Here is a 13,810-nt window from a genome sequence, read left to right on the forward strand (position 1 = left end):
CATTCGCGGCACCCCGTGCGTTGACCGGGCGCCGCCTCCCCCCGCGAGCGCTTCCCCGAGGCCCGTTAGTGGGCTAAGGGGCGCGGCATGCCGTCCGACGCCGAAGCCTTCTTCACCGTCCTGGAAGAGCTGGTCGACCAGGCCCGTCATCGTCTGCATGCCTGGAAGGTCCAGCAGGAGGCGGTGCCGCCCGCGCCCGCCGCCGTCCTGAATCCGGAAGCCCCGCGCCCGCCCGGCGTCAAGACTGCCACCGCGCGCGTGGACCCGGCCACCCTGGTGAAGGCCTCGGACCTGGCCCCGTACATCGACCACACGCTGCTCAAGCCGGAGGCGCGCACGGAGGACATCGTGCGCGTGGCCGAGGAGGCCCGTCAGTACGGCTTCGCCACCGTGTGCGTGAACAGCTGCCACGTGGCCACCGCCGCGCGCGTGCTGGCCGGTTCGAACTGCGTGCCCATCGCCGTGGTGGGCTTCCCGCTGGGCGCCGCGCTGTCGTCCGCGAAGGCCTTCGAGGCGCGCGAGGCCATCCGCGCGGGCGCGCGGGAAATCGACATGGTGCTCAACCTGGGCGCGCTCAAGGCGCACGACTACCAGCGCGTGCACCAGGACATCGCCGAGGTGGTGCAGGCCAGCCACCCCGTGCCCGTGAAGGTCATCCTGGAGACGGGCCACCTCACGGACGAGGAGAAGGTCGTCGCGTGCGCGCTGTCCAAGGCCGCGGGCGCCGCGTTCGTGAAGACGTCCACCGGCTTCGGGCCCGGCGGCGCCACGGTGAAGGACATCGAGCTGATGCGCGCGGTGGTGGGCGACGACGTGGGCGTGAAGGCCTCCGGAGGCGTGAGGTCCGCCGAGGACGCCGTGAAGCTCATCCGCGCGGGCGCCAACCGCCTGGGCGCCTCCGCGTCCGTGGCCATCGTCACCGGGCAGATCTCCACCGCGCAGTACTGAACCTCTTCCGGAGCCGCGCACCGTGACCCCGAAGCAGCGAGAGGACTTCCTCCAGCAGTTGCTCGCGCTCCACGCGGAGCTGACCGGCAAGGCACCCCTGCGCATCGAGCCCAACCGCACCGACGAGGCGCGCGTGGGCGGCGACGAGGACGAGCAGCCCCTCAACGAGATGATGCAGGCCATTGCCTCCAGCCGGAACCGCAACACCGACGGCACGCTGGCGCGCGTGGTGAAGGCCCTGGGCAAGCTGCGCGAGGACCCGGACTCCTTCGGCGAGTGCGAGGAGTGCGGCGACGAGCTTCCCCTGGGGCGCCTGAAGGCCATGCCCTACGCGGAGTTCTGCGTCGCGTGTCAGAACAACAAGGACGGCCCCAAGGGGCCGGTGCGCCGCAAGCACCTCACCGACTACAAGGGCTGAAGAAGCCCCTTCTCCAACCACGAGGCAACGCGCGATGGACACCACCGGACTGAGGGAGCGGGCCGAGGCTTGGCGCAAGGCGGATCCGGATCCGGAGACCCAGGCGGAGCTGGCCAATGTGCTCGCGAAGCAGGACTGGGCGGACCTGGCGGACCGCTTCGCGCAGGACCTGGAGTTCGGCACCGCCGGCCTGCGCGGCGTGCTGGGCGCCGGCCCCAACCGGATGAACCGCGCCGTGGTGCGCCGCACCACCGCGGGCTTGGCGCGCTACCTCAAGGCCACCGTGCCGGACGTCACCACGCGCGGCGTGGTGGTGGGCCGTGACGCGCGTCGCCTCAGCAAGGAGCTGGCGGAGGACACCGCCGCCGTGTTCGTCGCGGAGGGCATCCCCGCGCACGTCTTCCCGGAGCCGGTGCCCACGCCCGTCACCGCGTTCGCCGTGCTGCACCTGAACGCCGCCGCCGCGGTGATGGTGACCGCCAGCCACAACCCGCCCGAGTACAACGGCTACAAGGTCTACTGGGGCAACGGCGCGCAGATCGTCCCGCCGCAGGACGTGGGCATCGCGGACGCCATCGCGAAGGTGGAGCCCGCCAACGCCGTGCCGCTGCTCACGCCCGCGGAAGGCCGCGCGAAGGGGCTGTGGCGCGACCTGCCGGAGGACGTGGGGAGCGCGTACCTGCGCGCCATCCTGGACCTGCGCCTGTACCGCAAGGGCAGCGACACGCTGTCCATCGTCTACACCGCCATGCACGGCGTGGGCGGCGCGTGGGCGGCGCTCGCGCTCAAGGAGGCGGGCTTCCCGCGCGTGACGCCGGTGGCCGAGCAGCAGCAGCCCGACGGCCGCTTCCCCACCGTGCGCTTCCCCAATCCCGAGGAGCCGGGCGCCATGGACCTGTCCCTGGCCACGGCGGAGCGCGTGAAGGCGGACCTGGTGCTGGCCAACGACCCGGACGCGGACCGGCTGGCGGTGATGGCGCGGGATGCCTCCGGGAAGCTGCGCCTGCTCACCGGCAACGAGGTCGGCGTGCTGCTGGGCCACTACGTCCTCACGCAGGGGACGAAGCGCGCGCGCCCGCACGTCGTCACCACCATCGTGTCCTCCACGCAGTTGGGCGAAATCGCGCGCGGGCTGGACGCCGCGTACGACGAGGTCCTCACCGGCTTCAAGTGGATCGCCAACCGCGCGCTGGAGCGCACGGCGAAGGAAGGCACCCAGTTCGTCTTCGGCTACGAGGAGGCGCTCGGCTACACCGTGGGCACCGCCACGCGCGACAAGGACGGCGTGGGCGCGGCCCTGGTGGTCGCGGACATGGCCGCGTGGTGCGAGGCGCGCGGCACCACCGTGCTGGGCTACCTGGAGGAGATCCAGCGCCGCTTCGGCCTGCACGTGGGCGCCCAGCGCAACGTGACGCTGCCGGGCGCGGCCGGCGCGCAGACCATCCGCGCCATCATGCAGGCCTTCCGCGCTTCGCCGCCCGCGAACATCGGCGGGTTTCCGGTGACGGCCGTGCGCGACTACCAGAAGGGCGAGGGCGGCCTGCCTCCGTCCAACGTCGTCGCCTTCGCGCTGGAGGGCGGCGGCCGCGTCACCCTGCGCCCCTCCGGCACCGAGCCGAAGATCAAATACTACTTCGAGCACAAGGAGACGCCCGCCCCCGGCGAGCCGCTCCCCCAGGCCCGCCAGCGCGCCGAAGCGAAGCTGGCCGCCCTCATCGACGCCTTCCTGGCGCTGGCCCGTGATCGAGGCCAGCCGGCCTGAGCCCTGAGTCCTGAATCACCCTTCAACAACCCCTGGGTCGTGGCTCCCGTGCCGCGGCCCTTCGCTGAAAGGAACCTCGTGAAGCGCCTCATTCCTGGTTTCCTCCTGGCCGTGCTCCTGGCCGTCCCCGGCACCGCGATGGCTCGCGGTCAGGGCTGGTCCCTGCTGGCGGCGGACACCGTCGGCTCGGGCCGCAACATGTTCAGCGCGCAGATCGGCTTCCCGGGCCTGACGCTGGGCCTGCTCCACGGTGGCTCGGACAGCGTGGATATCGGCGGCAAGTTCAGCTTCAACTGGGGCCGTGAGGGCCTGGTGGACGCGTCCGACGCGGGCCTCAAGCTCCAGGGCTGGCTGCGCGTGATGATCGCCAAGACGGACAAGGTGGCCTTCGCCATCACGTTCCAGCCGGGGCCGTTCGTCTACTTCCCCCGGGGGAACACGATGTTCGGCATGGCGCTGCCGGTGGCGTTCGTGGTGGGCATCCCCGTGGGCAGCGCGCTGATGATCAACGCCGGCCTCGACGTGCCGTTCAACGTCTACATCGGCGAGGGCATCGGGCCGGTCATCCCCATCCTCTTCGGAGGCGGCCTGGAGTACTTCGTGAACAACAACTTCAACGTGAACTTCAACCTGCGGATGGGGCCCTCCATCGTCCCGCGCTTCGACGACAGCTACTTCACGATGGAAGCGCTGGCGGGCGTGGCCTACCGCTTCTAGTCGCACGTCACGCGGGTGGGGACGTGGTTCCCCGCCCGTGGGGTGGCTTTCACGCGGCTACCAGGACGACGTCTGCTCGGGCAGCTCCACCGTGAAGGTGCTGCCCAGGTTGACGCGGCTCTTCACGGTCAGCTTGCCGCCCATGCTCTCCACCAGGGTGCGCGCCACCGTGAGGCCCAGGCCCACGCTCTTCTCCGGGGCCTTGGTCGTGTAGTACGGCGAGAAGATGGCCTGCAGCTCGTCCTCGAAGATGCCGATGCCGGTGTCCTTCACGAAGAGCTGCGGACCGAACTCCCCGAACATGTCCGGCAGCTCCACGCCCACCTGCACCACGCGCGGCCGGTCCTTCACGTCCTCCACGGCGTCCACCGCGTTGCAGACCAGCTCCGCCACCACCTGCTCCACCTGACGGCGGTTGAACACGACGGCGATGGGGTCCTCCGGCAGCACCGCGCGCACGTCCGCGCGGCCCAGGCGCCCGGCGGCGCGCAGGCGCGACACCACCTCCGGCACCACCTCCCGCAGGTCGAAGCGCTGGATGTCCTTGGGGCTGGTGGGGCCCAGGGACAGCAGGTGCTGGCCGTGCAGGCGCATCTGCTCGCCCGCCACGCCCAGCTTGAGCAGCTCCTCCGTGTCCGGCGGCAGCCCCTGGGCGGCGCGGGCGCGCACGTGCTCCAGCGCCCGTTGCAGGCCCACGCCCAACTGGTCCATCTGCGTGGCCAGGTCCGCGGCCAGCGTGCCCACGCGCGCCAGGCGCTCCATGCGCACCCAGCGCGTGCGCGGGTCCTGGAGCACTTCCGGGACGCCGCCGTGCTCGCGGTGCGCCTTGAGCTCCAGCAGGGTGTGGACGCGCACCTTCAGCTCCAGCGGGTCCAGCGGTTCGGTCGTCAGCAAGTCGTCCACACCTGCCTCCATCACCTCGCGGCGCGTCTGGCGGTCCGCGGAAGGCGTGAGCATGAGGATGGGGAACTGCGGCGGGGAGAGCGCCTCGCGGAGGCGCCGGTACGCGGCCAGGCCCACCGTGCGGGCCCGCTCCACGTCCAGCAGCAACAGGTCCGCGGAGTGGCGCGACACCGCCTCCAGCGCGGCGGTCGTCCCGCTCGCGGGCAGCACGTCGTAGCCCGCCGGCGTCAGGATGGAGCGCACCCGCTCCACGCCGCCGGATTCCACGTCGACCGCGATGACCCGCGGGCGCTGGGGTGACGTCGAGCCTGTTGCCGTCGTCTGCATGTTCATGCCACCCCAGCCTGGAAACCGGGTCCGACACCGCCCGCAGGCGCTGTCCCAAACCCGGGGGACCGCGTCCCGGAATCGCTCAGGCCTACATGCTGCGCCTGCTCGGTGTCCGTTCCGCAATCCGACATGGTCGCACTCCCATGCCAGCGGCATGCCGGACGTCCACCCAACGGCAGATCAGCCCACACTGGAAAGGCCGAAAAGCGTGATCCAATAAGGTCAGGGGGTTGGCGGCCCGCGCGAGAATGACCAGACGCATCAGGGCAGGTGGCCGCTTCAGATTTGGCAGGTCCAACCTGACCAAAAGTGATTTTCGACCCGGGTCCTGAATTACCCGTTCCCTCTCAAAATGGTCAGCGGGATTCCTGCTCGAACGGAATCCCCAGCGCGCTGGGGGCGTGGCCCCGCTGGCCCTGGAGGGCGAGGACGAGGAGGGTCAACAGGTAGGGCAGGGCGAGCAGGAAGCCCTGGGGAACCAGGTCGAGGAGCCAGGGAGCGCTGGAGGCCAGGCCGATTCTCAGCGCGTTGCCGGCGGCGAAGAAGAGCGCGGCGGCGAAGGCGCCCAGGGGCGTCCAGCGGCCGAACACCATCGCGGCCAGGGCCATGAAGCCCAGGCCTGAGGGCGTGTGCTGTTCGAAGCGGTCCAGGACGGTGGTGGACAGCACCGCGCCGCCCAGGCCCGCCATCATCCCGCCGCCCAGCACCGCGCCCCAGCGCAGGGCGGGCACGGACAGGCCCAGCGTGGCCACCGCGTGCGGCTTGTCGCCCACGGCGCGCAGGCGCAGGCCCAGCGGCGTGCGCGACAGGAGCAGGTGGAAGACGAAGGGCAGGGTGAGCGCCAGGTACGTGGGCGCCGCGTGGCCGGAAAGCGCGCCCAGGAGCGGGACCTGGGACAGGCCCGGGAGGTTCCAGCGCGACAGCTGGGTGATGGAGGGCGTGCCGTTGGGGCCGAAGAACGACTCCAGCAGGTAGGTGCCGCCGGCCATGGCCACCAGGTTGAGGGCCATGCCGGAGACGACCTGATCCGACCGCCAGCGGATGCTCAAGAAGCCATGCACGGCGGCGATGCCCGCGCCCGCGGCCATGCCCACCCCCACCGCGAGCGGCGTGGGCATCACGAGCGCCGCCACGGCCGCGCAGAAGGCGCCGGTGCGCATCATGCCCTCCACGCCCACGCTCACCACGCCCGCGCGCTCGGAGAGCATGGCGCCCAGCGCGGCGAACACCAGGGCGGGGGCCGCGTCCAGGGTGGAGAAGAGCAGCGAGTGGAGCACCTCAAACACGGGGCACCTCCACTCCGGCCTGGGCCGGTCCCTGGGCCTGCGCGCGCTTCTGGCGCCTCGCCAGCAGGGCGAGCCACACCATGCGGCCCGCGACGAAGAGCAGCGCGAAGCCCTGGATGAGCTCCGGGAAGCTCTTGTGCACGCCCAGCAGCTGCATGCGCGTGCCGCCCGCGCGCAGCACGCCGAAGACGGCCGCCGCCAGCGCCGCGCCCAGCGGGTGGTTGTTGCCGATGAGCGCGATGGCGATGCCGTCGAAGCCGTAGGGGGCGCCCAGCGAGCCTGGGTAGCGGCCCTCCGTGCCCAGCACCAGCACCGCGCCCGCCAGGCCCGCCATCGCGCCCGCGAGCGCCATGGCCCCGCCCGCGCGCCACAGCGTGGGGATGCCGGCGGCGCGGGCCGCCTCCGGGGTGAGGCCCACCGCGCGCGTCTCATAGCCGGAGCGCGTGCGGGTCAGCCACACCCAGACGCCCAGCGCCGCGGCGAGCGCCAGCGGGAAGCCCAGGTTGAGGCGCGAGGTGTCACCCAGGAGCCGGGGCAGCTGCGCGGAGGGGAGGATTTCGGCGGTGCCGGTGATGGACGACGCGCCCTCCGCCACCGCGCGCAGCGGGCCGATGACGAGCCAGTTGTCCACCAGGCTCACCGCCACCCAGTTGAGCATGATGGTGGAGATCACCTCGTGCACGCCGCGCTTGAGCTTCAGCACGCCCGCGATGCTCGCCCACGCCGCGCCCGCCACCGCCGCGGCGATGAGGGCCAGCGGGACGTGGAGCAGTCCGGGCAGCGACACGTGCGCGCCCACGAGCGCCGCGGCCAGCGCGCCCCAGATCATCTGTCCCTGCGCGCCGATGTTGAACAGGCCCACCTTGAAGGCCACCGCCACGGACAGGCCGGTGAGGGTGAGCAGCGCGGCCTTCATCGCGGCCTCGCCCAGGGGGCGCACCACGGCCGTGGTGCTGCCTCCGTCCAAGAAGGCGGGCCAGTTGCCCACGCCGCCCCAGAGCATCTGGAGATAGGCGCGCGTGGCGGTGTCCGCGTCGCGCGTGATGGCGATGAGCAGCCAGCACACCGCGAGCGCCAGCAGCACGGAGAGCACCGACGGCAGCACCTGCCGCGTCCGCTCACCCATGGCTTGCCTCCGCGCCCAGCATGCGGCGGCCCAGCTCGCGCTCGTCCAGGTCCTTGCGCGGGAAGTGCCCCGTCACGCGGCCCTCGTAGAGGACGTAGACGCGGTCGGACAGGGCCAGCACCTCCTCCAGGTCCAGCGACACCATCACCACTCCCGCACCCCGCGCCTTCGCGTCCCGAAGGCGCTCATGCACCTGCGCCACCGCGCCGATGTCCAGCCCGCGCGTGGGCTGCACGACGACGAGCAGCTTCGGATCCGCGTCCAGCTCGCGCGCCACCACGACCTTCTGCTGGTTGCCGCCGGACAGAGCCTGGAGCGCCACCACCGGGTCGTTCGGGCGCACGTCGTAGCCGGTCAGCAGTTGGTTCGTGCGCTCGCGGCGGCCCTTGAAGTCCACCCACGGACCGCGCGCGAACGGCGGCTGGCGGTGGCGGCCCAGGGCTACGTTCTCCTCCACCGTCATCGCCTTCACCACCGCGCGGGCCAGCCGGTCCTCGGGGACATGGCCCACGCCGCGCGCCTTCGCCAGCGCCGGGGTCAGCCCCGCGAGCGGTCCGCCGAGCAGCGTGCCCTCGCCGCCGTCCAGCTTGCGCAGGCCCGTGAGCACCTCCGCCAGCTCGCGCTGTCCGTTGCCGTCGACACCCGCGATGCCGACGATCTCTCCCGCGCGCACGGTGAGGCTCACGCCCTGGAGCGCGGGGCGGCCGTTGTCGCCCGTCGCCCGCAGGTCCTTCGCTTCGAGCACGACCGGGCCCGTCGAAGTCGCGTCCGGTTCAACGGGCGCGACAGGCCGTGCCTCCGTCGCGCCGGTGGTGCCTGTGCCCGACAGGGCGGTGGTCGCGACGGCCGTCGCGGGCACGCCGGTCAGCGCGGCGCCCCTGGAGCCTTCACCCACCATCAGCGCGGCCAGCGCGGAGACGGTGGTCTCGCGGGCGCGCACCTCCGCCACGGTGCGGCCCCGGCGCATCACCGCCACGCGGTCCGCCACGCCCAGCACCTCCTTCAGCTTGTGGCTGATCAGCACCACCGTGCGGCCCTGCGCCACCAGCCCGCGCATCACCTGGGCCAGCTCGTCGGACTCCTGCGGCGTGAGCACGGCAGTGGGCTCGTCCAGGATGAGCACCTGCGCGCCCCGGTGCAGCGCCTTGACGATCTCGACCTTCTGCTGCGAGCCCACCGTGAGCGTGTCCACGCGCGCCCGAGGGTCCAACTGGAAGCCGAAGCGCTTCGCCGTGGCCGCCACCTCTTCACAGGCGCGGTCCAGGTCCAGCAGGCCGCGCTTCGTGGGCTCGCGGCCCAGCACCACGTTCTCCGCCACCGTCAGCGTGGGCACCAACATGAAGTGCTGGTGCACCATGCCAATGCCCCTCGCGATGGCGTCGCGCGGGCTCTTGAAGCGCACCGGCTTGCCGTCCATCAGGAACGTGCCCGCGTCCGGGTGGTAGAGCCCGTAGAGCACGTTCATCAGGCTGGACTTGCCCGCGCCGTTCTCGCCCACCACGGCGAGCAGTTCCCCCGGGACGATGTCCAGCGACGCGTCCTCCAGGGACACGCACGACCCGAAGCGCTTCGCGATGTGCTGGAGGGAGATCAGGGCTGCGCGACCTGGAAGGAGGACAGCTCCGCCTGCGTGCCCGGCACGACGATCTTCCCGGCCAGCACCTGCTGCCGCAGCGACTCCACCTTCTGGAGCGCCTCCGCCTTGCCCGGGAACTCCACGCGCACGTCCGCCATGCCCACGCCGTTCTCCTTGAGGCCCAGCACCTGCTCACCCGCAGTGAGCTTGCCGTCCACCAGGTCCTTCGCCGCCTGATACACGGCCAGGTCGCTGTGCTTCACCATGGACGTGAGGATGGCGTCCGGCGCCAGGTGCGACTGATCCGAGTCCACGCCGATGGCGAACACCGTCTTGCCCGCCGCCCGCGCCTCCTTCACCGCCTGGATGACGCCCAGGCCGTCCGTGCCCGCCGCGTGGAAGATGACGTCCGCGCCCTTGGCGATGAGGTCCTGCGCCACCTCCTTGCCCGCGGACACGCTGTTGAAGCTGCCCGTGTACACGGCCATCAGCGCGTCCGCCGCCTTCGCGTTCGTGGTGCGCACGCCCGCGCGGTAGCCCACGTCGAAGCGCTTGATGAGGGGGACTTCAATGCCGCCCACGAAGCCCACCTTGTTCGTCTTCGTGACGAGCCCCGCCAGCGCGCCCACCAGGAAGCTGCCCTCCTGCTCCTTGAAGAGCACCGTGCGCACGTTGGGCAGCGACTTGGGCTTGCCCTGCGCGTCCAGGAGCTGGCTGTCGATGAGCAGGAACTTCGCTTCGGGGTTCTCCGTGGCCACGTCGCGCACCGCGTTGGCCAGCAGATACCCGTTGCCGATGGTCAGCTTCGCGCCCTGCTCCACGAGCAACTGGAGGTTGGGGGCGTAGTCCTCCTGCGCCTTGCTCTGGAGCACCAGCGGCTGCACGGGCAGCGGCTTCACTTCCGGTGCGAGCGCCGCGAGGTCGGAGGAGATGGACTGACGCACTTCGCCAGCGGGGGCGTCCACGTACTTGCCGCCCTCGTACTTCTTGCCGGCGGCCCACAGCTCCAGGCCGCGCAGGGACGCGTCGTTGAACGAGTGGTCACCCCGGCCGCCCACGTCGATGACGAGCCCCACGACGACGGGCTTTCCCTCGGGGGGCTTCGTGGCGGTGGAAGTCTGGGAGGGGGCCTTGGGGGCGTCCTCGGACTTCTTGGAGCAGGCGCACAGGAGCGCGGCCAGGGCGAGCACGTGGAGTCGACGGAGCATCATGGGGCTGGCTATCTACCAGATGCGGCCAGGGCTTTCCTTCTGCTATGGCCTTGCCCCGTGCAACCCTACGAGCTCATCAAGGCCAAGCGCGACGGCGGCAAGCTGGACCCGTCCGACATCCAGGCGTTCATCCAGGCGTACACCGCCGGCACCGTGGCCGACTACCAGATGGCCGCCATGTGCATGGCCATCTTCTTCAAGGGGCTGGACTCCCGGGAGCTGGGGGCGTGGGCCCGCGCCATGCTCCACTCGGGTGAGGTCCTGGACCTCTCCGACACGCCGGCCATCAAGGTGGACAAGCACTCCACCGGCGGCGTGGGCGACAAGGTGTCCCTGAGCCTCGCCCCCCTGGCGGCGGCCTGCGGCGTGCCCGTGCCCATGATTTCGGGCCGGGGGCTGGGCCACACCGGCGGCACCCTGGACAAGCTGGAGTCCATCCCCGGCTTCAACGTGAACCTGTCCACCGCGGACTACCGCCGGCTGGTGCGCGAGGTGGGGTGCTGCCTCATCGGCCAGACGGCCCAGGTGGCCCCGGCCGACAAGAAGCTCTACGCGCTGCGCGACGTGACGGCGACCGTGGACTGCATCCCGCTCATCGCGTCGTCCATCATGAGCAAGAAGCTGGCGGAGGGCATCGACGCGCTGGTGCTCGACGTGAAGGTGGGCAGCGGCGCCTTCATGAAGACGGTGGACGACGCGCGCGTGCTGGCCCGCACCATGATTGGCCTGGGCGCGGAGATGAACCGCAAGGTCGTGGCCCTGCTCACGGACATGGATCAGCCTCTGGGCCGCCAGGTGGGCAACGCCCTGGAGGTCCGCGAGGCCGTGGACATGCTCCGCGGCGAGGCGCCCGACGACTACACCGAAATCACCTACGCCCTGACGGCGGAGATGCTGGTGCTGGGCAAGAAGGCCGCCACCGTGGAGGAGGCGCGCGCCATGCTGCGCCGCTCCGTGGAGGACGGCAGCGCCATCCAGAAGCTCAAGGAGATCGTCCAGTCGCAGGGCGGCGACCCGCGCTCCATCGACGACTACTCGCTCTTGCCCACGGCGAAGGCCACGACGGACGTGGTGGCGCCGAAGGACGGCTTCGTCACCGGCATCCACACGGAGGGCGTGGGCCTGGCGGCGGTGGCGCTGGGCGCGGGCCGGCAGCGGGTGGACAGCAAGATCGACCCGGCCGTGGGCTTCACGCTGCTCAAGAAGGTGGGCGACGCGGTGAAGCAGGGCGAGCCCGTGGTGCAGGTGCACTACAACGACGCAGGCCCCGTGGAGGACGTGAAGGCGCGGCTGCTCGCGGCCTACCGGTTCGGCGACCGGGCGCCCGCGGCCCGCCCGCTGGTGCTGGAGCGCCTGGAGTAGTTACCCAAAGCCCCATGGCTCCCACGTTTCGCGACCTGCTGTCGGAAGTGAAGAAGGAGATCCGCGAGGTCTCCCACGAGCACGTCCACCGGCTGCTCGGCTCGGGCTCGAAGGTGAAGCTCGTGGACGTGCGCGAGGCCGACGAATACGCGGGCGGCCGGCTCCCCGGCGCGGTGCACATCCCGCGCGGGTACCTGGAGCTGCGCATCGAGGAGAAGGCGGACCGCGACGAGGAACTGGTCCTCTACTGCGCGGGTGGCACCCGGAGCGCGCTCGCGGCCCGCACGCTGCGGGAGATGGGCTACACGCGCGTGTCCTCGCTCGCGGGCGGCTACAACCGCTGGAGCGACGCGGCCCTCCCGGTGGAGAAGCCCGTCGTCCTCTCCGCCGAGCAGAAGGAGCGCTACCGCCGCCACCTCATCCTCCCGGAGGTGGGGGAGGAGGGGCAGGCGAAGCTGCTCAAGTCCAAGGTGCTGCTGCTGGGCGCGGGCGGGCTGGGCTCACCGGCGGCGCTGTACCTGGCGGCGGCGGGCGTGGGCACGCTGGGCGTGGTGGACGCGGACGTGGTGGACCTGAGCAACCTCCAGCGCCAGGTGCTGCACACGCTGGAGCGCCGGGGCCAGCCCAAGGTCCAGAGCGCGAAGGCCGCCCTGGAGGCGCTCAACCCGGACGTGAAGGTGGTGCCGTTCCAGGAGCGGCTCACCACCGCCAACGTGGAGCGCATCCTCGCGGACTTCGACCTGGTGCTGGACGGCGGGGACAACTTCCCCACGCGCTACCTGCTCAACGACGCGTGCGTGCTGATGGGCAAGCCCAACATCCACGGCTCCGTGTTCCGCTTCGAGGGGCAGGTGACGACCTTCCTGCCCGGCCAGGGGCCCTGCTACCGCTGCCTCTACCCCTCGCCGCCCCCGCCGGAGCTGGCGCCGTCGTGCGCGGAGGCGGGCGTGCTGGGCGTGCTGCCCGGGCTCATCGGGATGCTCCAGGCCACGGAGGCCCTGAAGCTGCTGCTCGGGGTGGGGGAGTCGCTGGTGGGGCGGCTCGTCACCTTCGACGCGCTGGGCACGCGCTTCCAGGAGCTCAAGCTGCGCCGGGACCCGGAGTGCCCGGTGTGCGCGCCGGGAGCGAAGGTGGAGCTCATCGATTACGAGCAGTTCTGCGCCACCGGAGGCTGATCGGGGGCCAGAACGGAGCCCGGGCCTCCTGGGGAATGCATTTTCAGGAGCAACGGAGCGGACGGGGCCGCGTATGATGCGCCGGCCTGGACCCGGGGCGGTGGTGGAACGCGACCCGGGTCGGATACGAGAGCGGCAGCGGCAGGGAGACGACGGCGATGTCCGAGCAGAACGAGAACCAGGACACCAGGACGGCGGAGGACCGGCGTGACTCGCCCCGCGTCCCCATGCGCCTGAAGGTCGGCTGGGATGGGGCGGATGGCTTCCTGGAGCGCGCGGGGGACCTGTCCCTGGGCGGCGTGGGCTGGGTGGGCGAGGCCCTGGACGAGGGCAAGGACGTGATGGTGCGCTTCACGCTGCCCTCGGCCCCCGAGGAGGCCGTGGTGAAGGGCAAGGTGCTGCCCCCCAAGGGCGGCGCGGCGGGACTGGTGGTGCGGGTGAAGTTCGTGGACCTGCCGGTGGAGCTGGAGCTGGCCATCGCCCGGCACCTGGACGATCAGCTCAAGGGCGGGGCCTGAGGGCAGGCTCCGGGTTTCAGGCGGGACGGCGGCCCATCCAGGGCCCTTCGTCCCGCGAAGGAGGGCGGCATGGCGGAGGAGATTCCCTGGGAGCGGCTGTTCGAGGAGGCCCTTCGGGTGCGCCAGCGCGCGCACGTGCCGTACTCGAAGTTCCCCGTGGGGGCCGCCGTGCTGTACGCGGACGGCTCCATCGTGGCCGGCTGCAATGTGGAGAACGCCACCTATGGCCTCACCGTCTGCGCGGAGCGCAACGCGTTCGTCGCGGGCGTGGCGCAGGGCCGCGAGAAGCCGGTGGCGGTGGCCGTCGTCGTGGACACCCCGGAGCCCTGTCCCCCGTGCGGCATGTGCCGCCAGGTGATGGCGGAGTTCGCCGGGCCTGACCTTCCGGTGCGAAGCCGCACCCTCAACGGGCAGGAGGCGCGCTACCCGCTCAGCGAGCTGCTTCCGCACGCCTTCACCCGTTCCTTCCTCTAGGACT

Annotated in this window: 13 protein-coding genes; 8 read left to right on the plus strand and 5 right to left on the minus strand. The window is 71.6% G+C overall.

The window, feature by feature from the left end:
• The first annotated feature begins 87 nt into the window (after positions 1-87).
• The 4 genes from deoC (at position 88) to JYJ93_RS12365 (ending at position 3,845) form a co-directional block, all read left to right on the plus strand.
• Complete coding sequence (deoC, locus tag JYJ93_RS12350) at positions 88-948, plus strand: deoxyribose-phosphate aldolase (protein ID WP_206790097.1); 861 nt, start codon at positions 88-90, stop codon at positions 946-948.
• Between the two features lie 22 nt (positions 949-970).
• The gene (locus tag JYJ93_RS12355; RefSeq protein WP_206790100.1) at positions 971-1,366 is read left to right on the plus strand and encodes a TraR/DksA family transcriptional regulator; all 396 of its coding nucleotides are present in this window, start codon (positions 971-973) and stop codon (positions 1,364-1,366) included.
• A gap of 34 nt (positions 1,367-1,400) precedes the next feature.
• On the plus strand, positions 1,401-3,128 hold the full coding sequence (locus JYJ93_RS12360) for a phospho-sugar mutase (RefSeq protein ID WP_206790102.1): 1,728 nt from the start codon (positions 1,401-1,403) through the stop codon (positions 3,126-3,128).
• A 78-nt stretch (positions 3,129-3,206) separates the two neighbouring features.
• Positions 3,207-3,845 (plus strand): hypothetical protein, encoded by a 639-nt coding sequence (locus JYJ93_RS12365; protein ID WP_206790104.1) that lies wholly within the window; start codon positions 3,207-3,209, stop codon positions 3,843-3,845.
• 57 nt (positions 3,846-3,902) lie between these two features.
• On the opposite strand, the gene JYJ93_RS12370 is transcribed toward JYJ93_RS12365, so the two are convergent.
• The 5 genes from JYJ93_RS12370 to JYJ93_RS12390 form a co-directional block, all read right to left on the minus strand.
• A complete protein-coding gene (locus tag JYJ93_RS12370) occupies positions 3,903-5,081 on the minus strand; it encodes a hybrid sensor histidine kinase/response regulator (protein ID WP_206790106.1) in 1,179 nt (392 codons plus the stop codon).
• 353 nt (positions 5,082-5,434) lie between these two features.
• Positions 5,435-6,364, minus strand: a complete 930-nt coding sequence (locus tag JYJ93_RS12375) for an ABC transporter permease (protein ID WP_206790107.1) — start codon at positions 6,362-6,364, stop codon at positions 5,435-5,437.
• The gene (locus JYJ93_RS12380; RefSeq protein WP_206790109.1) at positions 6,357-7,490 is read right to left on the minus strand and encodes an ABC transporter permease; all 1,134 of its coding nucleotides are present in this window, start codon (positions 7,488-7,490) and stop codon (positions 6,357-6,359) included. The genes JYJ93_RS12375 and JYJ93_RS12380 overlap by 8 nt, the downstream gene beginning before the upstream one ends.
• Positions 7,483-9,042 (minus strand): ABC transporter ATP-binding protein, encoded by a 1,560-nt coding sequence (locus JYJ93_RS12385; RefSeq protein WP_206790111.1) that lies wholly within the window; start codon positions 9,040-9,042, stop codon positions 7,483-7,485. Before JYJ93_RS12385 ends, JYJ93_RS12380 begins: the two co-directional genes overlap by 8 nt.
• A gap of 38 nt (positions 9,043-9,080) precedes the next feature.
• Entirely contained in the window at positions 9,081-10,274 is a 1,194-nt protein-coding gene (locus JYJ93_RS12390) for a BMP family ABC transporter substrate-binding protein (protein ID WP_206800263.1), read from the minus strand.
• A 60-nt stretch (positions 10,275-10,334) separates the two neighbouring features.
• On the opposite strand from JYJ93_RS12390, the gene JYJ93_RS12395 reads away from it, so the two are divergent.
• From JYJ93_RS12395 to JYJ93_RS12410, 4 genes are all read left to right on the plus strand, one after another.
• On the plus strand, positions 10,335-11,639 hold the full coding sequence (locus JYJ93_RS12395; RefSeq protein ID WP_206790120.1) for a thymidine phosphorylase: 1,305 nt from the start codon (positions 10,335-10,337) through the stop codon (positions 11,637-11,639).
• Between the two features lie 14 nt (positions 11,640-11,653).
• Positions 11,654-12,814, plus strand: coding sequence for a molybdopterin-synthase adenylyltransferase MoeB (moeB, locus tag JYJ93_RS12400; RefSeq protein WP_206790121.1), 1,161 nt, complete (start codon positions 11,654-11,656; stop codon positions 12,812-12,814).
• Between the two features lie 158 nt (positions 12,815-12,972).
• Positions 12,973-13,332, plus strand: coding sequence for a PilZ domain-containing protein (locus tag JYJ93_RS12405; RefSeq protein WP_206790123.1), 360 nt, complete (start codon positions 12,973-12,975; stop codon positions 13,330-13,332).
• Between the two features lie 69 nt (positions 13,333-13,401).
• On the plus strand, positions 13,402-13,806 hold the full coding sequence (locus JYJ93_RS12410; protein ID WP_120528060.1) for a cytidine deaminase: 405 nt from the start codon (positions 13,402-13,404) through the stop codon (positions 13,804-13,806).
• The last annotated feature ends 4 nt before the right edge of the window (positions 13,807-13,810 follow it).

It is taken from the genome of Corallococcus sp. NCSPR001, from assembly GCF_017309135.1.
Lineage (GTDB): Bacteria > Myxococcota > Myxococcia > Myxococcales > Myxococcaceae > Corallococcus.